At 69.7% G+C, this 22,677-nt stretch carries 19 protein-coding genes and 1 other RNA gene; 13 read left to right on the top strand and 7 right to left on the bottom strand.

The window, feature by feature from the left end:
• Positions 1-130 precede the first annotated feature (130 nt).
• Positions 131-1,276, top strand: coding sequence for a polysaccharide pyruvyl transferase family protein (locus Vqi01_RS03540; protein ID WP_204032927.1), 1,146 nt, complete (start codon positions 131-133; stop codon positions 1,274-1,276).
• 39 nt (positions 1,277-1,315) lie between these two features.
• Here Vqi01_RS03540 and Vqi01_RS03535 read toward each other — a convergent pair whose 3' ends face one another.
• Entirely contained in the window at positions 1,316-1,522 is a 207-nt protein-coding gene (locus Vqi01_RS03535; RefSeq protein ID WP_204032925.1) for a DUF8847 domain-containing protein, read from the bottom strand.
• Positions 1,523-1,587: 65 nt separating this feature from the next.
• On the bottom strand, positions 1,588-2,457 hold the full coding sequence (locus Vqi01_RS03530) for a carbohydrate kinase family protein (protein WP_204032924.1): 870 nt from the start codon (positions 2,455-2,457) through the stop codon (positions 1,588-1,590).
• Positions 2,458-2,568: 111 nt separating this feature from the next.
• On the opposite strand from Vqi01_RS03530, the gene Vqi01_RS03525 reads away from it, so the two are divergent.
• Both Vqi01_RS03525 and Vqi01_RS03520 read left to right on the top strand, forming a co-directional pair.
• Complete coding sequence (locus Vqi01_RS03525) at positions 2,569-5,877, top strand: DEAD/DEAH box helicase (RefSeq protein WP_204032922.1); 3,309 nt, start codon at positions 2,569-2,571, stop codon at positions 5,875-5,877.
• Positions 5,874-7,013: an SWIM zinc finger family protein gene (locus tag Vqi01_RS03520; protein WP_204032920.1), complete on the top strand. Its 1,140-nt coding sequence runs from the start codon at positions 5,874-5,876 to the stop codon at positions 7,011-7,013. Before Vqi01_RS03525 ends, Vqi01_RS03520 begins: the two co-directional genes overlap by 4 nt.
• 12 nt (positions 7,014-7,025) lie before the next feature.
• On the opposite strand, the gene Vqi01_RS03515 is transcribed toward Vqi01_RS03520, so the two are convergent.
• Both Vqi01_RS03515 and Vqi01_RS03510 read right to left on the bottom strand, forming a co-directional pair.
• Positions 7,026-7,283: a DUF3040 domain-containing protein gene (locus Vqi01_RS03515; RefSeq protein ID WP_204032919.1), complete on the bottom strand. Its 258-nt coding sequence runs from the start codon at positions 7,281-7,283 to the stop codon at positions 7,026-7,028.
• 418 nt (positions 7,284-7,701) lie between these two features.
• Positions 7,702-8,373: a bifunctional DNA primase/polymerase gene (locus tag Vqi01_RS03510; RefSeq protein ID WP_204032917.1), complete on the bottom strand. Its 672-nt coding sequence runs from the start codon at positions 8,371-8,373 to the stop codon at positions 7,702-7,704.
• 248 nt (positions 8,374-8,621) lie between these two features.
• On the opposite strand from Vqi01_RS03510, the gene Vqi01_RS03505 reads away from it, so the two are divergent.
• The 5 genes from Vqi01_RS03505 to Vqi01_RS03485 all read left to right on the top strand — a co-directional run bounded on the left by Vqi01_RS03505 (position 8,622) and on the right by Vqi01_RS03485 (position 13,420).
• Positions 8,622-9,854: a helix-turn-helix domain-containing protein gene (locus tag Vqi01_RS03505; RefSeq protein WP_204032916.1), complete on the top strand. Its 1,233-nt coding sequence runs from the start codon at positions 8,622-8,624 to the stop codon at positions 9,852-9,854.
• Between the two features lie 16 nt (positions 9,855-9,870).
• Positions 9,871-10,476 (top strand): flavoprotein, encoded by a 606-nt coding sequence (locus Vqi01_RS03500; RefSeq protein WP_204032914.1) that lies wholly within the window; start codon positions 9,871-9,873, stop codon positions 10,474-10,476.
• Positions 10,477-10,590: 114 nt separating this feature from the next.
• Entirely contained in the window at positions 10,591-11,481 is an 891-nt protein-coding gene (locus tag Vqi01_RS03495; protein WP_239098150.1) for a Nif3-like dinuclear metal center hexameric protein, read from the top strand.
• The gene (locus Vqi01_RS03490) at positions 11,471-12,208 is read left to right on the top strand and encodes a zinc ribbon domain-containing protein (protein ID WP_204032913.1); all 738 of its coding nucleotides are present in this window, start codon (positions 11,471-11,473) and stop codon (positions 12,206-12,208) included. The genes Vqi01_RS03495 and Vqi01_RS03490 overlap by 11 nt, the downstream gene beginning before the upstream one ends.
• A gap of 3 nt (positions 12,209-12,211) precedes the next feature.
• Positions 12,212-13,420 carry a bifunctional RNase H/acid phosphatase gene (locus Vqi01_RS03485; protein ID WP_204032911.1) on the top strand — a complete coding sequence of 403 codons (1,209 nt, stop codon included), beginning with the start codon at positions 12,212-12,214 and terminating at the stop codon, positions 13,418-13,420.
• 95 nt (positions 13,421-13,515) lie between these two features.
• Here the strand turns inward: Vqi01_RS03485 and Vqi01_RS03480 are convergent, their stop codons facing one another.
• Positions 13,516-14,277, bottom strand: a complete 762-nt coding sequence (locus Vqi01_RS03480) for a sulfite exporter TauE/SafE family protein (RefSeq protein WP_204032909.1) — start codon at positions 14,275-14,277, stop codon at positions 13,516-13,518.
• Between the two features lie 245 nt (positions 14,278-14,522).
• Between Vqi01_RS03480 and rnpB the strand changes: the two genes are divergently transcribed.
• An RNA gene (gene rnpB, locus Vqi01_RS03475) (RNase P RNA component class A) lies at positions 14,523-14,942 on the top strand.
• Between the two features lie 604 nt (positions 14,943-15,546).
• On the opposite strand, the gene Vqi01_RS03470 is transcribed toward rnpB, so the two are convergent.
• Together Vqi01_RS03470 and Vqi01_RS03465 are read right to left on the bottom strand one after the other, a co-directional pair.
• Complete coding sequence (locus Vqi01_RS03470) at positions 15,547-17,187, bottom strand: P-loop ATPase, Sll1717 family (RefSeq protein WP_204032908.1); 1,641 nt, start codon at positions 17,185-17,187, stop codon at positions 15,547-15,549.
• Positions 17,188-17,575: 388 nt separating this feature from the next.
• A complete protein-coding gene (locus Vqi01_RS03465; RefSeq protein WP_204032906.1) occupies positions 17,576-17,995 on the bottom strand; it encodes a GntR family transcriptional regulator in 420 nt (139 codons plus the stop codon).
• 869 nt (positions 17,996-18,864) lie between these two features.
• Here Vqi01_RS03465 and Vqi01_RS30535 point away from each other — a divergent pair.
• From Vqi01_RS30535 to Vqi01_RS03445, 4 genes are all read left to right on the top strand, one after another.
• Complete coding sequence (locus tag Vqi01_RS30535) at positions 18,865-19,206, top strand: hypothetical protein (protein WP_239098149.1); 342 nt, start codon at positions 18,865-18,867, stop codon at positions 19,204-19,206.
• Between the two features lie 130 nt (positions 19,207-19,336).
• Positions 19,337-20,158 carry a GntR family transcriptional regulator gene (locus Vqi01_RS03455; protein ID WP_204032905.1) on the top strand — a complete coding sequence of 274 codons (822 nt, stop codon included), beginning with the start codon at positions 19,337-19,339 and terminating at the stop codon, positions 20,156-20,158.
• Positions 20,146-20,922: a glycosyltransferase family 2 protein gene (locus Vqi01_RS03450; RefSeq protein ID WP_239098148.1), complete on the top strand. Its 777-nt coding sequence runs from the start codon at positions 20,146-20,148 to the stop codon at positions 20,920-20,922. Before Vqi01_RS03455 ends, Vqi01_RS03450 begins: the two co-directional genes overlap by 13 nt.
• Before the next feature lie 1,207 nt (positions 20,923-22,129).
• A complete protein-coding gene (locus Vqi01_RS03445; RefSeq protein WP_131052056.1) occupies positions 22,130-22,525 on the top strand; it encodes a transcriptional regulator in 396 nt (131 codons plus the stop codon).
• Positions 22,526-22,677 lie beyond the last annotated feature (152 nt).

Here is a 22,677-nt window from a genome sequence, read left to right as displayed (position 1 = left end):
CCTGCCCGGACGTCCGGTTCCGGACAGCCCTTGACACCAGCCGGGACAGCTCCGGCACGGCCGGGCGGAGGAGTGTTCGTGGCCGCAGCGGGGAAGCACCGGGGCGGACACACCTGGGGAGGTACGACGGATGACGCGTGCCGGACTGACCATCGGCGTGCTCGGCTCGTACGGTGGGCGCAACCTCGGTGACGAGGCGATCCTCACCGGACTGCTGACCGACCTGCGGCAGCAGGAGCCGACCGCCCGGATCATCGTCTTCTCCCGCAACCCGGAGCACACCCGGCAGGAACACCCGGATGTGGAGGCGGTGCCGTGGGAGGGGGTCAGTCGCAGCGACTCCGCCGCCGTACTGTCTCAGCTGGATCTGCTCATCCTCGGCGGCGGCGGCATCCTCTACGACAAGGAGGCACGCCGTTACCTGCGGGTCGTCCGCGTCGCGCAGGAGCGCGGCCTGCCGTTGCTGACGTACGCGGTCGGCGTCGGGCCGCTCAGCGAAGCGGTGGACACCGGCATGGTGCGGGAGACCCTCGGCGGGGCCACCGAGGTGACCGTACGCGACCAGGAGTCGCGGATGGTGCTGGAGGAGGCCGGCCTGCTCAATCCGATCACCGTCACCGCCGACCCGGCGTTCCTGCTGCAACCGGAGGAGTTTCCGGCGAATCTGCTGCGCGAGGAGGGCGTACCGGACGGCAAACGGCTGGTGGGGATGAGCGTACGGGAACCGGGCCGGGCCGCCGAACGGCTCGACGTGGACGGCTATCACCGGCTGCTGGCCCAGATCGGCGACTTCCTGGTGCACCGGATCGACGCCCATGTGCTGTTCGTGCCGATGGAGCGCGACGACATCCGGCACTCGCACGGCGTGCTGTCACACATGATCGCGGCGGAGCGGGGGCGGATCCTGCACGGCACCTACTCGCCACAGCAGGTGCTGGGGCTGATGAGCCACTTCGACCTGGCGGTCGGCATGCGGCTGCACTTCCTGATCTTCGCCGCGATGATGGGTACGCCGTTCCTGCCCCTGCCGTACGCCGGAAAGGTCTTCGACCTGGCCCAGCGGTTGGGGGTGCCGGCGCTGCGAGGCGTGGAGCGGGAGGTCGAGGGTCCGCTGCTGGCCGAGGTGGACCAGCTGTGGGACGAGCGCGAGCAGCGGGCCGAGTACACCGCGCAGCGGGTGGCGCAGGTGTGCGAGGAGGCCCGGAGCACCTCGCGGGTGACCGGGGCGGTGCTGGAGAGCCTCCGCGGTCGTTCCCTCGCCGAGGTCGGCGCCTGACCGGGTGCGGGAGCGTGCCAGCAGTGGCCCGCCCCGGATTCAGCCCGCCTGCCCGCGCCAGCAGTAGCGCCACCGCTGCCGTTCGGTGTCGATCGACTCCAGTTCGTAGATCTCCGCCTCCGCCAGGCCCTGCGCGCCCGGCCGATGGTGAGTCAGCGGGGGCCGGCCGTTCGGGTCCAACCCGACGGTGACGAGCTGCCCGTCCGCCGAACCACCCACCAGCGGGATCTCAACCGTTCCTGCCATGCGCTCATCCTGCCCCGCCCGCCGCCGTCGCGCAGCGGATGTGGCGGTGCGCCGGGCACTGGGCGTCAGGGCGCAGGGAGGAGCCCCGGTGGGTACTCCATGCCGTCGTGGGTGCAGGCCGCCGCGGCTACCCGGGCGGCGTACCCGGCGGCTTCCCGCCACGTCGCCCCGCGCAACCGGGCTGCGATGACCCCGGCGACGAACGCGTCCCCCGCTCCGTTGGTGTCGATCACCGGGCCGGGTGGCGTGGCCGCCGGCACCCGACTGACCTCGCCACCCAGATGCAGGTCAGCGCCGTCGGCGCCGTGGGTCACCAGCACGGGCCGCGGCGCCAGCGCGGCGGCCAGCGCGCCCGCCCGGTCGCCCAGCGCGGCGCCGCTGACCAGCACCAGCTCGGCGAGATCGGCAAAGGGGCGATGGTACGGGTTCTCTCCGTCCCAGTCGTGCAGGTCGGTGGAGGTGCCCACCCCTTCGCCCAGCACCTCACGCAGGGCGGGCAGCAGGCCCCGGACCCAACCCATGATCGACAGGTGGACGTGGGCCGAGTCGTGGGACAGCGCCGCCAGTTGCGCGGTCGGGAACGGCGCGGGCCCGCCACCGGCCCGGGGATCGTACAGCGACATCCGGCGGCCGGCGGGGTCGACCAGGTTCACCGATCGCCGGGTGCCGGCCGGGTCCTCGGCCAGCACGGGGGTGATCCCGGTGCGGGCCAGCGCCGCCCGGACCACATCACCGGCCGGGTCCGTGCCGATCGCGTCGACCACCGCCACGCGCAGCCCCAGCGCGTGCGCGGCGAGCGCCACACCGGCACCGGTGTTGCCGATCCGCAGGTCGATCGGTTCGACGGTGACGGAGTCGACCACCGGCAGCGGCAGACCGGGCACGCGTACCCGTACGTCCACCCCGAGGCCGCCGATCACCAACAGGTCGCACATGGCGCCGACCGTAGCCGGTCGCCGCCGCCTATCCTGGCCCGAGTGTTAACAGGGGGCCCTTCCTCTACCTCAGGCGTTAAAAGGGGGCCCTTCCTTACGGTTGGGGGGCGCGTGCTGGTCGTGCACGGGATGTGGTTGGCCGGGCGCGGGCTGGCCGTCTGGGCCGAGGACAGCACCCGGCCGCCGCAGGCTCCACGCCGGCCCGGCCGGGCGCCCCGGGAACGTCCGCACCCGTTCGCCGCCGAGCACGCCACGCTGGTCGCCGCGCTGGCCGGGGCCGCCGAACCGACGGACCTCGGTACGGCGTTGCTCACCCTGCCCACCCGCGCCGGCTCGCCGCTGGACTCGCCGGAACTGGTCCGCACCACCGAGGTGGCGTCGGCCCGCGGCCCGGTCACCCTGGCCGGCTGGCGGGTGCCCATCCTGGGGTACGCCCCGGACGTCGCGTTGCCGCTGCTGCGAGCCCTCGACGGGCTGACCGTCGCGTCCGGCGCGAGCCTGCGGCATTTGGCCGAACTCGGTGCTTTCGCCGTCGACCTGGCCACCCGTGGCCGGGTCCTGCCCGGCCTCGCCGACCCACCCGACCCGCCGCACCCCGCCGCCGGATCCGGACCGGCGCCCGGTGCTGTACCGGCACGCCGCGCTGTCTCGGCCGGACCGGCGCGTCGCGCTGTCTCGGCCGGACCGGCGCGCCGTGCCGCCGAGGCGGGCGGGGACGGCGTGCCGGCGAGCGCGGTGTGGCGGCCGCTGCTCACCGGGACCGACGCCGCCTGGGCCCGGGCGCTGGCGCTGGCCCTGCCACCGGCCACCCGCGCCGTGGTCGAGGCGGAACTGTCCGGGATGCCCACCGCCGATAGCGCACCGGATGCCGCCCACCCTCGCCGGAGCGGCCGGTCCCACCGTGACCGGAGCCGCCCGGCCGGAGGCGCCTCCCGCCCCGCCGACGCACCGGGGCTGCTGGTCGCCGACGCGCTCGACGCGCTCACCGACGCGGCGGTGCGGGCGGCCCTGCCGGAGGCCACCCTGGCCCGAGGGGTGCGCAACACCGGCGCGCTGGTGCCCTGGCTGGGCGCGCTGACCGGGCTCCGCCGCGAGTTCACCGCCGACCCGGCGGCGCTGCACACCCTTCGCCAGGAGTTGGACGCCTGGCAGCGCGACGCCGCCGGCGGGTCGGTACGAGCCAGTTTCCGGCTGGTCGAGCCCGCGACCGAGGAGATCGACGGCCCGTTCACCGTGCTCCCCGCCGACCTCGGCACCGCTGTGGCAACCCCGGACACCTGGCGGGTGCAGTTCGGCCTGCGCGCGGCCGACGAGCCGGGCCTGCACGTCGACGCCAGCGAGGTGTGGCGCGGCGCGGGCCTGCCCGCCGCCGGCGACAATCCACAGGAGACGCTCCTGGCCGAGCTGGGCCGGGCCAGCCGGCTCTGGCCCGAACTGGACGCGGCGCTGCGGACCGCCACGCCGGAGGCACTGGAACTGGACACCGAGGGTGCCCACCGGTTCCTGCGCGAGGGGGCGCCGATGCTGCACGCGGCGGGCTTCACCGTGCTGCTGCCGTCCTGGTGGCGACGACCCTCGGCGCGGCTCGGCGCGCGGTTGCGGGCCAGCTCCCGTCCCGCGCCCGGCACCGTCACCGGTTCCGGCGACCGGGTCGGACTGGATGCCCTGGTCGACTACCGCTGGGAGGTGGCGCTCGGGGACCAGCCCCTGACCTCGGACGAACTGGCCCGGCTGGCGGAGCTGAAGACCCCGCTGGTGCGGCTGCGCGGCCGCTGGGTCGAGCTGGACCCGAAGCGGCTCGCCGCCGGGCTGCGCCTGCTGCGTTCCAGCGGCGAGCTGACCGTCGCCGACCTGCTGCGTATGGGGCTGACCGACGGCGAACAGCCAGACGCCCTGCCGGTGCTGGAGGTGACCGCCGACGGGGCGCTGGGCGACCTGCTCGCCGGGTCCGTGGAGCGTCGGCTCGACCCGCTGGCCGAGCCGTCCTCCTTCCACGGCACGCTGCGGCCGTACCAGCGACGAGGGCTGGCCTGGCTGGCGTTCCTCCAGTCGCTCGGCCTGGGCGGGGTGCTCGCTGACGACATGGGACTCGGCAAGACGGTGCAGCTGCTGGCCCTGCTCGCCGCCGACCCGCCGGAGGCGGGGCCGACCCTGCTGGTCTGTCCGATGTCGCTGGTCGGCAACTGGCAGCGGGAGGCCGCACGGTTCACTCCGGAGTTGCGCGTACACGTGCACCACGGCGCGCAGCGGGCACGGGGCGAGGGTTTCGCGACCGCCGTGCAGACGGCCGACCTGGTCCTCACCACCTATTCGGTGGCCGCCCGGGACGCGGCCGACCTTGCCGGCGTCGACTGGCACCGGGTGGTGCTGGACGAGGCCCAGGCCATCAAGAACGCCGCCACCCGGCAGGCCGAGGCGGTCCGCGCGCTGCCGGCCCGGCACCGGATCGCGGTGACCGGTACGCCGGTGGAGAACCGGCTGGCCGACCTCTGGTCCATCATGCAGTTCGTCAACCCGGGGCTGCTCGGCCCGGCGGCGACGTTCCGCAAGCGGTTCGCCGAGCCGATCGAGCGGCACGGCGACGCCGAGACCGCGCAGCGGTTGCGCCGGATCACCGGGCCGTTCGTGTTGCGCCGACTCAAGACCGACTCGTCGATCATCTCCGATCTTCCCGAGAAGCTGGAGATGGAGGTCTTCTGCAACCTCACCGCCGAGCAGGCGGCGCTCTACCGCGCGGTGGTCGACGACATGCTGGCGCGGATCGAGGCCAGCGACGGCATCGAGCGGCGGGGACTGGTGCTGGCCACCATGACCCGGCTCAAGCAGGTCTGCAACCATCCCGCGCAGCTGCTGCGCGACGACTCCCCGCTCGACGGTCGCTCCGGCAAGCTGGCCCGGCTGGAGGAGATCCTCGACGAGGTCCTCGCTGCGGGGGAGAAGGCCCTGCTGTTCACCCAGTACGCGGAGTTCGGCGGGATGCTGCGCGGACATCTGTCGGCCCGGTTCGGCCGGGAGGTGCTGTTCCTGCATGGTGGGGTCGCCAAGGCCGACCGCGACGACCTGGTCGCGCGGTTCCAGTCCGACGACGGACCCGCCCTGTTCGTGCTCTCCCTGAAGGCCGGCGGGACCGGGTTGAACCTGACCGCCGCCAACCACGTGGTGCACGTCGACCGGTGGTGGAACCCGGCGGTGGAGGACCAGGCCACCGACCGGGCGTTCCGGATCGGACAGCGTCGCCGGGTGCAGGTCCGCAAATTCGTCTGCGCCGGCACAGTGGAGGAGAAGGTCGCTGCGATGATCGCCGACAAGCGAGGGCTGGCCGCGTCGGTCGTCGGCACCGGCGAGCAGTGGATCACCGAGCTTTCCACCGCCCAACTGCGTGAACTGTTCACCCTGGAGGCCGGGGCGGTGGCCGAATGACCCGCCCGACCGGCGCCGGGCGTACCGGCGGTGCCGCTGGCGCCGGAAGTACCGGCCGTGCCGCTGGCGCCGGGCGTACCGGCCGTGCCGCTGGCGCCGGGCGTACCGGCCGTGCCGCCCAGGACGCCAGCGCCGCCTCGGGCGACGACGCGACGCAGTGGGGGCGGTTCGCCGACTACGGTCCGCCGCGCCGGGTCGACGGCGGGTTGCGGGCCCGCAGCGCCCGGGGCGCGATCGGGGTGTCCTGGTGGTCCCGCCGGTTCCTGGAGGTGCTGGAGTCGTTCGCGCTCGGCACCCGGCTGACCCGGGGCCGGTCGTACGCCCGCGCCGGCCAGGTGCTGCAGATCGACATCGCTCCCGGTGCGGTGAGCGCGCTCGTGCAGGGCTCGCGGGCCCAGCCGTACCGGGTCCGGATCGCCCTGTCGCCGTTCCCGGCTCGGCTGTGGAGCCGCATCGAGAAGCAACTGGCCGCCCAGGCGTTCTTCAGCGCCCGGCTGCTCGCCGGTGACCTGCCGGCGGAGTTGGAGGAGCTGTTCGTGGCCGCCGGTGCGCCGCTGTTCCCCGCCACCGTGACGGAGCTGGAGCAGCACTGCTCGTGCCCGGATTTCGCGGTGCCCTGCAAGCACCTCGCGGCCACCTTCTACCTGCTCGCCGAAGCGTTCGACGCGGACCCGTTCGCTCTGCTGCACTGGCGCGGACGGAGCCGGGCCGAGCTGCTCGACCGACTCCGCGAGCTACGCGGCGCCGGTGCACCCGCGTCGGATTCCGGCGGGCCTCAGGGTCTCGGCAGCCAGCGCCGAGGCGACTGCCCCGACGAGGGCTCCGCCGACGGCGAGCCGGTCAGCGGCACGCCGGCCGGATCGCGGTCGGCGCATCAGATGGCGCGAGCCGGGACGAGGTCGGCGCAGGCCGCGCCGGCCGGTGCGGTCCGAGCCCTCGCCGACCTGCCCGACGCACCGATCGCCGGTGCCGTCGACCGGTTCTGGCTGTCGCCGGTGCCGCTGCCGGACCGCCCACCGACGTTGGCGAGTCGCCCGGACCTGCTGCTTCGGCAGCTCGGTGCGCCCGCGCCGGCGATCGGCGGTCCAGGTCTGCTGGAGCGCCTACGGCGGGCCTACCAGCAGCTCGACCGGTGACCGGACGGGCGGTTACAGCCAGCGTCGCCGGAACCGCCACATGAGCGCCGCGTTGGTCAGCAGCACCATGGCGCAGACCGCGCCGGCCAGCCGCCCGAACAGCACGGTGGTCGCCGGCAGCGACGCCCACAGCACGATGGTCAGCAACAGCAGCCATCGGCCGTGCCGGAGCCGGGCCCGCTGGTCGAGCCGGGCGAAGAACGCCGGATCGCTTTCTCGCAGGTGGCGGGTGATCTGCTCGAATCTACGCTGATCCTCTTTGCTGAGCATGTGCCTTCCCCTCACGCGTTCAGCAACGGTGCGGCGGAATACCCGCTGGGGTCGGAGCTCACGCGCTCTTCCTGGTGCTACTTGCGCCAGGGCGAGAAAACTCCGCCGCCCCAGGTCGGGTGCGGCGGTGCGGCGGGGTTCGAGTTTGCCGGTGCGGCCGTTCGGTGCCCGTGGGCGGGAAAGCCCGTCTGCTTCGCCGGTGCGGCCGGTCGACGTCCGTGGGCGGGAAAGCCCGTCTGCGACCACCGGTCGGTGCCCGTGGGCGGGCAAGCCTGTCTGCGGCCGTCGTTCGACGCCCTGGGCGGGAAGGTCGTCGGCGCGCTGCGGCGGCCGTCGAACGCCTGATAGCGCGGTCCGTACCCGGACCGGCCCTTGTCCGCCGGGGTCCGCTTCCGGCAGCCGGGTCACCTGGCCCGGGTCACCTGGCTCGACGGGGCAGCGGCAGGTGACCCGGGACCAGCGCGGGGGCCAGCGCGATCCCGGCATCGCGCAGGGCGTCGATCAGGGTGGTCTGCACCAGATAGGAATCCGGTAGTTGCCAGCGGGCCTGTTCCGGCGCCACCGCCCAGCGGACCTGCCCCTCGGGCAGTCGGGTGGGCGGCGCGGCGACCCACGAACCGGGGCCGTGCCGCACCACGTGCAGGCAGTGTTCCAGCTCGGGGCGCAGCGGGTCACCCGGACGGACCAGGAACATCCAGCGGGCCGTCGGCGTGACCAGCACCGGCCCGCGTACGCCCGGACCGACGGGATGCGTGCGCACCGCCTCCAGCACCCGCTGCCCAAGGTGGGCGGGCACCTCCAGCACGTCGAAGGAGTGGCCGGTGGGCAGCAGTACGCCGTGCGGGCGGGACCGCCACCAGGTGGCCACCCGGGCGGGATCGGCGCTGGCGGCGTGCTCCCAGTCCTCCAACGCGGGATGGCAGCCGACGGTCGGGCAGCCGGCTCGGCCGCAGACGAACCGGCTGCGTGCCAGGCAGGCACCGGGCGTCACCGGCCAGCCGTGCATCGCGTACCGCACCGCGACCCGGCGCAGCCGTACCCGCTCCAAAGGTGACAGCGGTGCTACACGCGGCCCGACGTTTGCCCACATTGGCGCCATCTCCCCTCGCCGAGCCGCCCTGGTGCGGCTCGCATGTCGAACACCGTCACTGCCCCGGTCCGCGATCGTTCATTTGGGCAAGGTGACCAATGCAACTTGCATGAAGGTATGAGCATCAGCCGTACGGCTGACGCACAACCTGTGCGACCAGTGAAAACACGAGATACGGACGGATCGACGCGCCCGCTGAACGGCCCCCATGCGCCTGGCCGAGGCGGCGGCAGGGGAGGACTGACGAGATGGACGAACTGCCCATCGGACGGCGGGTGGCCTACTGGCGGGGCCGGCGGAAGATGTCGCAGCAGGTCTTCGCCGACCGACTGGGCAAGTCGAAGAGCTGGGTTGACAAGATCGAACGAGGCGTACGGCGGCTGGACAAGTTCTCCGTGCTCTACGAGATCGCCGACATCCTCCAGGTGGACGTGCAACTGCTGCTCGGCAAAGACCCGGAGCGGCGCACCGACACGCTCAACTGCATCGACCAGTTCGAGGTCGAGGAGATCCGGGCGGCCCTGGAGACGTACGACTCCGTCAGCGCGTACTTCAGCACGGCACCGTGTCCGCCACCGCTGGCGGACACCGACAAGGCGGTCACCCACGCCTGGCTGACCTACCAGTACGGCCGCTACGGGATGCTCACCCGAGCGCTGCCCAAGCTGCTGCGCGACGCCCAGGCGGCCGACGTCGCCTACGCCGGCGGTGACCAGGCACAGCGCGCCGCCCACCTGCTCGGGCAGGTCTACCAGATCGCCTCCTCGGTGCTCCGCAAGCTCGGCGAGTGCGAGCTGGCCTGGCTCGCCGCCGACCGCTCCATCGCGGTCGCCCAGCGCGCCGACGACCAGTTGCTCGCTGGCGTCGCCACCACCCGGGTCTGCAACGCCCTGGTCGCGATGGGCCGTGCCCGGCCGGCGCTGGAGCTGAACGTAAACATCGCGAACCGGCTCGCCCCCGGTGGCGCCAACGACAGCCGTCCGGAGCGCCTCTCGGTCTACGGGATACTCCTGTTGCAGGGAGCCATGGCCGCTGCCCGCATCGGTGACACCTCCACCGTCGACGACCTGCTCGGCGAGGCCCATGCGGCGGCGGCCGAGCTCGGCAGCGACCAGAACCACTACTGGACCTCGTTCGGGCCCACCAACGTGGAATTGCACCGCGCGGCGGCGGCCGTCGAGCTGGGCGACGGTGGGCGGGCGATCGAGGTGCACCGGCAACGGATCGAGGAGGCACGGCTCGACGCGCTGCTGCCCGAGCGCCGGGCGCACCACCTGCTCGACCTGGCCCGAGGCTTCGCCCAGATCGGTGACGTGGCCAACGCCGGCGAGATGCTGCTGCGCGGCGACCGGCTGGCTCCGTCCGAGATCCGCTGTCGACCGATCGCCCACGAGGTGATGTCGGACATCCTGCGTCGCACACGTGGTGCGCCGCCTTCACTGATTGCAGAGTTAGCTGAGCACATGGGAGTAGGAGTATGACCATGGGACCGGTCTGATGACCGGTTCGCACCGCCATGACGGGCACCGCGAAGTGCTTTACATCATCGCCTGCGGCTCGCCGCTGGCCCGAGACGTCGGCCGGCTCGTCGAGCTGGCCCAGCAGGACGGTTGGGACGTCTGCGTGGTCACCACGCCCGACGGCGCCAAGTTCGTCGACCGGACCGCGGTGGCCCGCCAGACCGGCCACCCGGTGCGTACGCACTACAAGAACCCCGGTGACCCGGACGTGCTGCCACCGGCCGACGCGATGATCGTCTGCCCGGCCACCGTCAACACGATCAACAAGTGGGCGGCCGGCATCACCGACACCCTCGCCCTCGGACTGCTGGTCGAGGCACAGGGCCGAGGGGTCCCCCTGGTCGCCGTGCCGTACACCAACGAGGCGATGGCCGCCCACCCCGCCCTGCTGGCCGGCATCGCCCGCCTCACCGAATGGGGGGTGCAGGTGCTCTTCGGCGACGACGTCGTCCCGTTGCACCCGCCCGGCACCGGCGAGCGGCACCAGCACACCTTCCCCTGGGCCCTCGCCCTCACCGCCCTCGCCGGGTGCAAGGAAGGGCACCTTATTAACGCCTCGGGTATCAAAAGGGCCCCCTCCTAACACCTCGGCACGCGGATCGCGCGCTCCCCGGCAGGCTGCCGCGGAGACCCGGGTGCACCGAGGCCGGCCAGGTGACGTCCCGTGATGCCGCCAACGCCGGTAAGCTGGCCCGCCGTGAGCACAACCACGGCCGTACCGAGCGTCGCCGACGTCGTGGCCGAGCTGGAGCGGCGCTACCCGCCGGCCTGGGCCGAGGAGTGGGACCGCGTCGGGCTGGTGCTCGGCGAGCCGTGCGCCGCCGTACGCCGGGTCCTCTGTGTCGTCGACGTGGTCCCCGAGACGGTCGCGGAGGCGCTCGACGCCGACGTCGACATGATCGTCGCGCACCACCCGCTGCTGCTGCGTGGGGTCTCCTCGGTGGCGCCGACGACGTACAAGGGCCGGATCATCCACCAGCTGATCAAGGCCGACATCGCGCTGTACGTCGCGCACACCAACGCCGACGTGGCCGCGCCCGGGGTCTCCGACGCGCTCGCCAACCGGCTCGGGCTGGTCGACCTGCGCCCGCTGCAACCGTCCCGGCCGGGCACGCCCGCTGCCGGGTCGGGACGCGGCACCGGCCGCATCGGCCGGCTGCCGCAGCCGATGACCCTGGCCGAGTTGGCGCGGCACGCCGCCGCCGTGCTACCGGCCACCGCCGTCGGCGTACGCGCCGCCGGGGACCCGGACCGGGCCGTGCGTACCCTGGCGGTCTGTGGCGGTGCGGGAGACAGCTTCCTGGCCGACGCGACCGCCGCCGGAGTGGACGCCTACCTCACCTCCGACCTGCGCCATCACCCGGCCGGCGAGCACCTCGCCACCGACGGGCCGGCGCTGCTCGACGCCACCCACTGGGCCACCGAGCGGCCCTGGCTGGACGACCTGGCCACGGTGCTGCGGGCCGCACCGGGCGTCGAGACACTGGTGTCCGACCTGGACACCGGTCCGTGGACCGTGCACGCCACCGCACCCTCAGCGAGCGAACCCCATAGCGGACGACAAAGGAGCCCTGACCGTGAAGGCTGACCCCCAGGTCCAGCGTCGCCTGCTCGACCTCCAGGCGATCGACACCGCCCTCGCCCAGCTCGCTCACCGCCGGCGGACACTGCCCGAACGGGCCCAGCTGGAGGCCCTGGCACGGGAGCTGTCCGCCCTGGAGGACGAGCGGGTCCGTGCTCAGGTGGCCGTCGACGACCTGGACCGGGACATCGCCCGCATGGAGAAGGACGTCGACCAGGTGCGGGCGCGCAAGGCCAAGAACGAAGCCCGGCTGACCGCCGGCACCGGCCCGGCCCGCGAGCTGGAGGCGCTCCAGCACGAGCTGGTCTCGCTCAACCGCCGGCAGAACGACCTGGAGGATGCCGAGCTGGAGCTGATGGAGCAGCGGGAGACCGCCCAGTCCGTGCTGGAGGGGGTGGAACAGCGGCTTGCCGAGGCGCGCGAGCGGCGGGCCGCCACCGAGCAACGCCGCGACGAGAGCCTTGCCGAGATCGGCCGCGAGGAGGAGTTCAAGCGCTCCGCCCGGCAGCCCCTCGCCAACGACCTCCCCGCCGACCTGGTGCAGCTCTACGAACGGATCCGCACCGACACCGGCCTCGGCGCGGCCCTGCTGGCCGCCGGTCGCTGCGGTGGATGCCGGCTGGACCTCTCCGGCGCCGACCTGGGCCGGATCCGCAAGGCCGACCCGGACGAGGTGATCCGCTGCGAGGAGTGCCGCCGGATCCTGGTCCGCACCAACGAGTCCGGACTGTAGCCGATGGCACCGCGTACGCTCCTGGTCGAGGCCGACGGCGGCGCCCGGGGCAACCCGGGCCCGGCCGGCTACGGGGCGGTGATCCGCGACCCGGCCACCGGCGCGGTGCTGGCCGAGCGCAGCGAAGCCATCGGCACCGCCACCAACAACGTCGCCGAATACCGGGGACTGATCGCCGGCCTGACCGCCGCCGCCGAACTCGCCGCCGACGAGGTGGAGGTCCGGATGGACTCCAAGCTGGTGGTCGAGCAGATGAGCGGCCGCTGGCAGATCAAGCACCCGGGGCTGCGTCCCTTGGCGGCCGAGGCCGCCCGGCTGGTCGGCCGGTTCACCGCCGTCCGGTTCGAGTGGATCCCCCGGGACCGCAACACCCACGCCGACGCTCTCGCCAACGCCGCCATGGACGCCGCCGCGGCAGCCGGCACCACCGCACCCGCCGTCGAACCGCCACGCATGGTCGAGCCACCGCGTACGCTGAGCGGCCCACAACCGGCCGGCGGCGGCGCGGCAGAGATCGCCGCCCGGGCCGAGGCGCCGGGCGCCGATCTGACCACCGCCCCGGTCTCCTGGGAGCCGCGACCCAGCTTCACCGCGACCCGGCTGATCCTGGTCCGGCACGGCGAGACCGAGTACACCGAGCAGGGCCGCTACTCCGGCCGCGGCGACGTCGCGCTCTCACCGAAAGGCCAGGCCCAGGTGCGGGCCACGGCCGCCCGAGTGGCCGCGCTCGCCCCGGACGCCGCGGCCGTGGTCAGTTCACCGCTGTCGAGGTGTACGGCCACCGCGGAGGCGATCGCCGCCGCCATCGGCGAGGTGCCGGTACGCCGCGACGACGACCTGATCGAGTGCGACTTCGGCGCATGGGAGGGGCGCACCTTCGCTGAGGTACGCGAACAATGGGCCGGCGAACTCGACGCCTGGCTCGCCTCCACCCGGGTCGCCCCACCCGACGGCGAGTCGTTCGCCGAGGTTGCCGTGCGGTGCGCGCGGGTGACCGAACGGCTCTGTGCGGCGTACCCCGGTCAGACCGTCGTGCTGGTCTCCCACGTCTCGCCGATCAAGCTGATGCTGCGCGACGCGCTCGCCGCCAGTGACGCCTTCCTGCACCGCCTCTACCTCGACGCGGCCGGCATCTCGATCTTCGACCGTTGGCCCGACGGCGGCCTCGCCGTCCGCTCCGTCAACGACACCGCCCACCTCGCCGAGGTGTAAGGAAGGGCACCTTATTAACGCCTCGTGTAGAGGAAGGGCCCCTTCTTAACACCCGCACACCCCGCACACCCCGCACACTCCCGCACGGCGGCGGCTCAGGCGAAGGCGTGCCAGAGCAGGTAACCACCGATGACGGTGCCGAAGACCACGATGACGGTCTTGAGCACCACCGGCGGCAGCCGGCGGACCAGCCGGGCTCCGGCGTACCCACCGACCAGCGCCGCCGGCGCGACCAGCGCGACCCCCGCCCAGTTCACCGGGCCGGCGAGGCTGAAGACGAGCACCGTGGTCATGCCGACGAGGACGGAGAGCAGATTCTTGATCGCGCTCACCCGGGCCAGCGTCGCGTCCAGCACCAAGGCCAGGCCGGCGACCAGCATCACCCCGACCGCCGCGCCGAAGTACCCGCCGTAGAACGCCGCCAGCGCCACCACGACCTGGACGGTCACCGCCCGCCGGCGCGGCGTCAGGTCGCGCGGGTGGCCGACCAGCCGGCGCAGCGGATCCTGGAAGGCCAGCATCGCGGTCGCGGCGAGCACCAGGAAGGGTACGACCACCTCGAACGCCCGAGCCGGCGTGACCAGCAGCAGCGACGCCCCGGCGAGCGCACCGACGACCGCAGTGGGCACCAGGCTGACCAGCAGCCGCCCGCGCGGCAGGTCCATCCAGCTGCCCGCCACGGCGGCACCGTAACCGGGGGCGACCGCCACCGAGTTGGTGACGTTCGCCGGCACCGGCGGCAGCCCGACCGCGAGCAGCGCCGGAAACGTGATGAGCGAGCCACCCCCGGCCACCGCGTTGACGGTGCCAGCGACCAGCCCGGCCGCGAGCAGCAACGCGGCGTCGGCAAGATCCATGACCCCATGAGGCTAACCCAGCCGCCCTGCTCCGGTGTCTCCTGCCCAGGCCGCTGGCGCTCCGGGTGCCTGCCGCGCAACTTCGGGGAGCTGTCGCGCAACTTCGGGGAGCTGCCGCGCAACTTCGGGGAAAGTGCTGGATCCCCGCGCGTTGGAGGCCGCAACAGCCTGAAGTTGCGCACGCCCGGCGGTGCGGGGCGGAAATCAGGGGGGCTGGCGCGTCGTTAGGATGGGTACGCGACGGACGAGTCGGCCGGGCGGTCGCGTCGGTGGGCAGCAAACCCGCCGCCGAGGAACGTCCGGACTCCACAGGGCAGGGTGGTTGCTAACGGCAACCCGGGGTGACCCGCGGGACAGTGCCACAGAAAACAGACCGCCGCCCCAAGCTGGGACGGTAAGGGTGAAACGGTGGGGTAAGAGCCCACCAGCACCCCGGGTGACCGGGGTGGCTCGGTAAACCCCACCCGGAGCAAGGCCAAGAAAGGGCCGTCACCGCAAGCTGACGACCCGCGCAGACGCTTGAGGGCTGCCCGCCCGATGTCTGCGGGTAGGCCGCATGAGCCTGCCGGCAACGGTAGGCCGAGATGGATGGCCGCCGCCGGCGCCAAGACCTCTTCTGAGGTACGCGCCGCGCACAGAATCCGGCGTACAGGTCGACTCGTCCGTCGCCCACCAGCTCAGAGCCGTCATCAAGGCTCTGAGCTGGTTCTATGCCCGGGTGTCGATGGTCGCTCAGGGTCAACATTGGCCGACGTTTGACGGCCCACCGACGGCCCAGACGGCCCAGGGACGGCCCGGGAACGCCTGACTCGTCGATCAGCTGAATCTCGCCTGCGGCGGCGGTTGATGGTTCGGTGGCGGCCTGGTCGTCGTCGACGGCGGGCGACTGTGGGGGAGTGGGTCGGGCACGTCCTGGCGGTCGAGCTGGTGCCGCGACCCGGTGACACGGTGGCAAGCCAGTCCCGGGGTTGGACTGGCGCGGCAGCCGGAAGCCCTGACCACGTAACCAGGTCGAGCCGCTGGCTTCCGTCACGGCCTCGCTGGGCCTCGCTCCTGACGTGCTGGGGGCGGTGTCCCGGCGGCTGTCGGTGGCTGACCGCCCCGGCGCCGTAGGCGGCCGGGGCGGCTTGCCGCCGGCCGGGCTTGCCGCCCCGCACCGCGCGGAGCGCGGTGCCTTGATCTAGAACAGAGTAAATCGGCAGTTCCGCCGGGGGCTCCGGGGGCTCCGGGGCGGGTTCATTCTCGGGCAGCGTCCTGCGTCTCTTCTTCTCAGCCTGATATATCGAGGGCTGGGCGAAAAGCTGGATGGACGACGAATCCGGTAACTTTTCGGATGTTCCCAAGGAGATCGGGGAAGGTTGCGTCGTCGTAGCTGTAGACTGCCGGACTATCGGAACCGTCATGGCTTGTTGTGATGCAGCCGATGAAGCCGATATTGTGTAGCAGGCGAATGAGGGGTTGATAACTTACTGCAAATTCGTCTGCGCTTGATCCAGACCAGAGGGGTTCGCTCAGCTCTGTCATCCATACCGCACCCGGAAAGTCGGCTTCCGCAGCAAGTAAGGCACAGTCATCCAACCGCTTGCGCATTTCTTCAGGGGTGAGGGTGTTGCGGGCTCCAGTGAATACCCTGAAGATTCTTTCGATCCCTGGAAAGGTTGGCTTCCATTCGTCCCGCAGCGCCAGCAGCCGATTTACCGAGTATGCGGCTTCTCCGGCATGAATGTTCACCCATGTGAGCCGCTCGCGTCCGCCAATCAAGGAAAAGCATTCATTGAAGAAGTTAATGGCGTCTCGTGGGCGCATGAGCGTGCGATTCAAGATGTAGTCGAGGGCGGAGCCGCGAGTGCGGTTGGTTTGAGGTAGAACATCTGAGATCGAGGTTACATCCCCAAATCCAGCCTTCCGGGCGGCTAGCGAAACTCTCGAACTTAGAAGCTCTTTCAGGTCACTCTTGGTCCAGGACATTCGTACTATTAAGGAGCGAAATTTCTCTTCTTGGCCACCCGTTCGTCCAAAATCGAGCGATTCGAAAATGTTCGTACGGAGCGCGACAAGAATCTTGAGGTGCTGAACCTTATTAAGGTCGTGAACGGCCCTAAAAAGGCATCTAATCAGATCATTGGTGATCTTCTGATCCGCCCAATCCCGATCTAGGTCGTCGATTACGACATAAGTAAAGTTCTGATCGTCCAGGATATCATCCTTGAGAACAGTGATCATTTTATTCAGGCGGGGCAGCTGTGTCTCATTGACGATACGCTGAAACCGACTGACTAGCTCGGTTCTTTCGGCATTTGAGCTGGCCTTAGAGCTGCCGACGCTCAACGAAAAATCGGGAATGCTGGTTGGAATACTGGCCTCGGCGGTGATCTGGCGCTCGAAATTTCGTGTAATTTCTTTCAGTCTTTCGTTGGTCTCAATCCAGAACTTGCCTTCAAACTCCTCTAAGTAATCGAGCGCCGCCCTTTTGCTCCTGTCGCGCTTGACTTTTTCTTTGAGCATGTCCATAACGCTTTGTTTCTTGGCTTGAGAGTCAACCTTGTAACGATGTTTGATGACCTCAATCAAGAGCACGTGCTTCCAGAGTGCTATAAAGAATGGGTCAAGGTGGACCTCTAGCGACGATAGGTATCGAACGACTCCAAGGTCGGTAATGTAGGGAAGTGAAAGGTCTTCTGGGTCTATGCGGATCACATGTTCCGCGTACTGTTGTTCAAGAGTCTGAAGGCACGCAGATTTCCCGCTGCCAGTTCGGCCAACTAAGAAGTTCTTTTTCTGCAAACGGGATGTCATGACCTGATAAATGGCGGTCTCGTAGAATGCCTCGTTCAGCAACCAGTCCGCTTCGGCTTGCTCACCACCCAAGCTGAAATCGCTGCGAAGCTTGCGCTTAGAATGGCTCGCCATAGGGCGACCTCCTCCGGGCGGGCGGCTCTAGGTCCGCAACCCTAGCGAGCGCGGATGGGCGAGGCTAGACCATCAGGGGATCGGGTCAAGGGGTGCCGTCCTCGTTCCGGCGAAATGACAGCGTTGTTCGATGTGATATGTACGATTCACTCGGATTAGCTCGCCGCCTTTGTCGCATGGCCGACACCGCTGGTCGTCATCTGGTCTGCCGTCGATTCGCCCGGGGCCTGTCCGCTTGGCCCATATGTCAAACCGATTTGATGGGAATTTGGTGCCTTGCTTCGACATTCACCAGGGGTGATGCAGGTGGAGCGCTTGCTGCGACCGGCTTATGGTCTGTGCCGGCCGATTAGTCTAGGACCTATCCTGGGGAAGTGTGGTAAGTGAGCTATTGGTGGCGAAGAGGCGCGTTGTGTAGATGATAACTCCTGATCACCTTATCGACTTGCTCTTCCCGTCGAATGACAGTCTCTCGCTCGATTATTGCTGTTCCGACCTCAACCTTGAACAGGGTCGCTAGGTGCGCATCTGCGGGTATTTCCCGCTGCCTGATTCCTGAATCATCTGTCGGCTTCGGTGTTTGTCGAGTCGCGTACGTGCCTCTGCCGTGCTCGGTGGCGACATGACCTTCCTCCCGTAGCGCGGCTAGCGCCTTGCGGATCGTGCCGCGTGCTACCCGAAACTCGGCGGTGAGGACGCTTTCGGCTGGCAGCAGGGCGCCCGGCGGGATAGTGCCGCTCTCGATCCGCTTTCGCAACTCGTCGGCGATGACCCGGTAGCGCGGCTGTCCGTAGTGCGGGGTGGGCACCTGCTCACCGTACCTGGCACTTGTCTTACCAAGTGCCAAGCGGAAGTGTCGTTTTGCTGTGTAGACAAGTCGTCCACTCGTAGGTACGTTTCCGAGTGTGCGGCTGAGGTGACGGCGTGTATCAGGGGTGGTGCTGCGTCGGCCTGGTCGCGCGTGAGGCGCGGCGTCCTGGTGGGCCGGTTGCGGTGGCCGCGCGTACAAGGTGGCTCGGCGATACCCGACCCGTCCGGTGTCGGACGGTGCGCCGTGCCTTCTGTCGGGTCGGCGGCCGATTGGTCCCCCTGGTCGGTCGCCGGCTCCCTACGTGTGGAGGTGCGATGCCTGGCTCTCATCGTCGACGTTCCTGATTCTCGTTTTGGCGCTCACGTCGACGGGCAGATCGAATCATTCCTGCGGCAGGCAGCCGTCCTATCGAGGCCAATCCCGCCGGCTACCGGACTTCGTCGCGCTGGTCGCCAGAGTGGACCCGAGAGCTCCCGGCGCTGCGTCCGCCGCTCTTCATGACCCTGAGGCAGGCGTACCGGGGTAACGGTGGGAGGTGGCTGCAGTGAGTACGCCACGCCGGCCGGCGAGGCCGCCTGTGCATCCGGACTGGTGCGCGTCGGATCGGTGCGGGCATTTGATCCCGCCGGTGATGTCGTACATGCAGCGTCGTCACCGGGGCGCGTCGCTAAAGGTCGGTGACGCCTGGGCGTCCGGATCGGTCGTGTCCTACCTGGTCGGCTCCGATGGCCAGGCTCCGCGAGTCATGGTGCACGTTTCCTGCCGGGTAGGCGCTCCCTGGGCGGAACTCCCTCTGTCCCAGGTCAGGCAGTTGGTAGAGCAGTTGCGGTCGTTACTGGCCCAGGCCGGACCCGAAGGGGGCGAGCATGACGACTGACGAGCCCACCGGCGCGCGGCCGGCTAGGGCAGCGAAGGACGCCGAGTGTCCCGACTGGTGTCGGGGCTGTGGGCCGAACGACCCGATGCATCGGGGGCTGCTCGCCACGATCGGCAGCGAGCGTAGCGGCTGGGTGAGCGTGCAACTGCTCCTCGACCGGTTCCGCCGCCGGGAGCCGGTCGTCAAGGTCGACGCGACCCGCTCCGGCGGGACGGAATCCGTGCTGCTCTCGCGCGTGCAGCTCGACCGGCTGATCTACGAACTGACCTACGTCCGGTGGCGAGTGATGACCAAGGGACGACCGTTGGAGGGCAACGATGACCGCGACTGATCGCCGCAGCACCCGCCGTGCTCCTGCCGCTGCGCATCGTCCGCGTTTGCCGGCCGTGGCGGTGGATCCGGTGCCGGAGCGGCCGGCGGGTGGGACCACCTGGCAGTCGTTGGAACGTCTAGGGGGTACGGTGACCGGTGTGCATGGCCGGGACTGGCGCCCTCGTTACCTGCAACTCGCTGAAGAGTTGCGGGTCAAGATCACGAGCGGGGAACTCGCCCCCGGCACCCTGATGCCGTCCGAAACCGAGTTGGCCGACACGTCGGGCCTGTCACGCACCAGCGTCCGCAACGCCATCCGCCAGCTCCGCGAGTGGGGCCTGGTCCGCGCGGAGCAGGGGCGCGGAACCTACGTACGGGCACCCCGCCAGCGGGTACGGCGTCGTAACGCGGAGCGGTACCAGTGGGAGAAGGACCGGGTCCTGCTCGACGAGGAGGAGCGGGTCAAGACCGGCGCGACCGAGCATGACACCGGCCTGACCGTCGATGATCTCAAGTTTCACGCCGAGTTCACCCGCGTGAAAGCGGACGCGGACATGGCGGCGGCGTTGCAAGTGGAGCCGGGTGCGCCGCTGCTGCGCCGGGTGTACTGGACCTCGTCGCGGCATGAGAACGCGCCGCTGACCATGTCGTACTCATACCTGCCCTATGACCTGGTGGCCGCGAACCCGGACCTGCTTGACGCCAGCAAGGAGCCGTGGCCCGGCGGCTCACAGCACCAGCTCTACACGGTCGGCGTCGAGCTGGACCGCATTGACGAGGAGGTTCGGGCGCGTCCGCCGTCGCCGGATGAGGCCGAACTCCTCGACATCGACCCCGGCGTCTCCGTTCTGACCGTGCGCAAGACCTCCATCGACACCACCGGTCGCGTCGTCGAGGTGGCCGATGTGGTGATGCCGGGCGACCGGACGGAACTGGTCTACTCCCACAAACTGCAACGGTGGAAAACTTGACGCACCTCGTCTCGGTCATCACCCCGGTCCACGCGCCCAGCGTCGAGTACCTGGCCGGGGCGTATGACTCGTTGGTCAAGCAGGACATGCCCGACGGGTGGGGCTGGCAGTGGCTCGTCCAGGAGGACGGGCAGACCGGAACAGTGGCTCAGGTGCTGCCGGACGACCCTCGCATCAGCATCGGCGGCGGTCGTCCCGGCGGGCCCGGGGTTGCCCGTACCCTCGCTCTGTCCCGCGTCGCTGGCGACCTGGTCAAGGTGCTCGACGCCGATGACCAACTCACGGCCGGCGCCCTCGCCCGCGACATCGCCGCCTTCGACGCTCATCCGCAGATCGGTTGGACGACTTCCCGCGTCCTGGACCTGATGCCCGACGGGTCAACCGTCGGATGGGACCAGGACCCCGACGGCGGACCCATCAGCCGCGGTGCCGTCCTCGCCTTCTGGCAAGCCAACGGCTACCGCGCTCAGGTTCACCCCGCGACACTGTGCATCCGCCGGGATCTGCTCCTGGCGCTCGGCGGCTGGATGGCGCTGCCGGCCTCCGAGGACACCGGCCTACTCCTCGCGGCGAGCGCGGTCAGCGAGGGCTACTTCACCCGCGAACACGGCCTGCTCTACCGCAAGTGGCCCGGTCAGGTCACCAGCCAGGCCGCCCACCGCGAACCCATCGAGTACGAAGGCCGGATGAAAATTATCGAGGCCAGAGCCGTAGCCCTGGCCTCGATGCTCCCGAACGGACTGCCCGTCACTCCTGCGGCGTAGCCTCATGCCCCGGGATCCCATGGGTACGCCGACGCTCCTTCATCTCTGCCTCATAGATGTACCGCCGACCGCCGGCTAGGGTCTCTCGGGCGTAACGCTCGACCTCCTGAGACGCCGCGTAGTAAGCGTCGTCGGACTTCTCCATGATCTGCGGCCAGGTAGGACGTTGTACCTATACCCGCCTGTTGCAGTCGGAAGCTAGCGCGAGGGCCCACGCCACCACCATGGGCACCTATAGAGAGGGCGAGTGCTTGTCAAGTGACCGTCGGGGCGTGTCGCCAATCTTGCGAAGATCCAATTGAGATGCGCCGAAATTGGGAGGCGTGACTTGCAATTTCTCCCGCGTTGAGCGCTAGGATTCATTCTGGGTCAACTCGACCAGCCACGCGATGCACGACACAGGACGTCGCTAGAGGGTTAGCGGCGAATTCTTCGCGTCGTGAGAGGTGGAGTGTTGACCAAGTATCACCGGCGGGCCAAGCTTCGGTTGCGCGGCATGGCCCGCATGAACTGTCCTCGTCTACTCCGCTGGATGAGGCCTGTGGGGGGCTGGTTCGTCAGGCTCGTCTCGGCCATCGTAGCGGCGCTGATCGTGGCAATGTTCAAAGATTGGGTAGGGCTCGGCTCACGTCAAGAGTGAGCCGAGCCCCGTGGACGGGCTCCCGCCTTCGCTTTGGCCGGCACGGCGGGGGCTCGTTCGTCGTTGGCGGCCTGCATGGATGTGGCTTGTCCAGTCGAGGCCACGTGCGCTAAGCGCCTAGCGCGCACTTCAACTACTGAGGTTTCGTAGCAAGTTGTCATAGCAAGTTCTTGTACCAAGTTCTTGTACCAAGTTCTCGTACCAAGTTCTCGTACCAAGTTCTCGTACCAAGTTCTCGTACCAAGTTCTCGTACCAAGTTCTCGTACCAAGTTGTCTGCACTCTACACGTCGGATCTCGAGTGCAGTATCTACTGCGTTACTGAATTCTGCGATCGGAACCGACTCGAGAAACCGCTGAGTGGTTCGCACGTCCGTAGCGGCCCTGGCTCGCGTCACCCTGGTGGGCGCGCCTGCCAGTCGGTCAGTCGGCGGCCTGACCTCGACTGAACCCCGAGCTTTGAGTGCTTCCCTGCGCTGACTTCCAACCACTTGTTGACTTGTCTGCCAAGTGCCGTCTACCTTGGACCGCAACTTGGCAGACAAGTTAACAACCTGGAGGGTGAGCGATGGCTCTGCGTGGCGGGACGAGGTTCGCCGTGCGGTTCGAGGACGTGTTCCCGGCGGGGTGCGCGTTGGTGCCCGAGTCGCTGGGTGAGGTCGAGGACTACGACGAGAAGACCGGCCGGCGGTCCCCGGCTAAGGACAAGGTGACCGGTCAGCGGGTGTGGCAGGTCCGGGTGATGGACCTTGACCCTGAGCTGGGGAAGCGGTCGCGGGAGACGACGGTGAAGATCTCGGCTGACTACCAGCCGGTGCCGCCTACGGGTGCGCCGTTCGAGGCGGTGGAGTTCGACGGGATGACGGTGACGCCGTACGTGGCGAACAACGGTCGGATGGCGTACTCGCTGCGGGCGACCGGGCTGCGGGCTCCGGTGGTCGGCGGCAAGAAGGCGGCGGCGTAGCCGCATCTGGTGGGGGCGGGGCTGTCTGGTCTTGGCGGACGGCAGCCCCGCCCCTGGTGTCTCTTCCCCTGCTCTGTCGAGAGAGGTCGTGACGTGTCCAAGGGTAGGCGTCGGGCTGGCCGTGGCTGGCCCAGGTGTGGCGTGTGTCGGGT

The sequence above is a fragment of the Micromonospora qiuiae genome, from assembly GCF_016863555.1.
Lineage (GTDB): Bacteria > Actinomycetota > Actinomycetes > Mycobacteriales > Micromonosporaceae > Micromonospora > Micromonospora qiuiae.
This window is presented reverse-complemented; position numbering and strand designations above follow the sequence as displayed.

Bases quoted from the DNA above. Each gene is read 5' to 3' on its own strand.
- Vqi01_RS03540 (WP_204032927.1), top strand. From the start codon at position 131: ATGACGCGTGCCGGACTGACCATCGGCGTGCTCGGCTCGTACGGTGGG.
- Vqi01_RS03535 (WP_204032925.1), bottom strand. From the start codon at position 1,522: ATGGCAGGAACGGTTGAGATCCCGCTGGTGGGTGGTTCGGCGGACGGG.
- Vqi01_RS03530 (WP_204032924.1), bottom strand. From the start codon at position 2,457: ATGTGCGACCTGTTGGTGATCGGCGGCCTCGGGGTGGACGTACGGGTA.
- Vqi01_RS03520 (WP_204032920.1), top strand. From the start codon at position 5,874: ATGACCCGCCCGACCGGCGCCGGGCGTACCGGCGGTGCCGCTGGCGCC.
- Vqi01_RS03515 (WP_204032919.1), bottom strand. From the start codon at position 7,283: ATGCTCAGCAAAGAGGATCAGCGTAGATTCGAGCAGATCACCCGCCAC.
- Vqi01_RS03510 (WP_204032917.1), bottom strand. From the start codon at position 8,373: ATGTGGGCAAACGTCGGGCCGCGTGTAGCACCGCTGTCACCTTTGGAG.
- Vqi01_RS03505 (WP_204032916.1), top strand. From the start codon at position 8,622: ATGGACGAACTGCCCATCGGACGGCGGGTGGCCTACTGGCGGGGCCGG.
- Vqi01_RS03500 (WP_204032914.1), top strand. From the start codon at position 9,871: ATGACCGGTTCGCACCGCCATGACGGGCACCGCGAAGTGCTTTACATC.
- Vqi01_RS03485 (WP_204032911.1), top strand. From the start codon at position 12,212: ATGGCACCGCGTACGCTCCTGGTCGAGGCCGACGGCGGCGCCCGGGGC.
- Vqi01_RS03480 (WP_204032909.1), bottom strand. From the start codon at position 14,277: ATGGATCTTGCCGACGCCGCGTTGCTGCTCGCGGCCGGGCTGGTCGCT.
- Vqi01_RS03470 (WP_204032908.1), bottom strand. From the start codon at position 17,187: ATGGCGAGCCATTCTAAGCGCAAGCTTCGCAGCGATTTCAGCTTGGGT.
- Vqi01_RS30535 (WP_239098149.1), top strand. From the start codon at position 18,865: ATGACGACTGACGAGCCCACCGGCGCGCGGCCGGCTAGGGCAGCGAAG.
- Vqi01_RS03445 (WP_131052056.1), top strand. From the start codon at position 22,130: ATGGCTCTGCGTGGCGGGACGAGGTTCGCCGTGCGGTTCGAGGACGTG.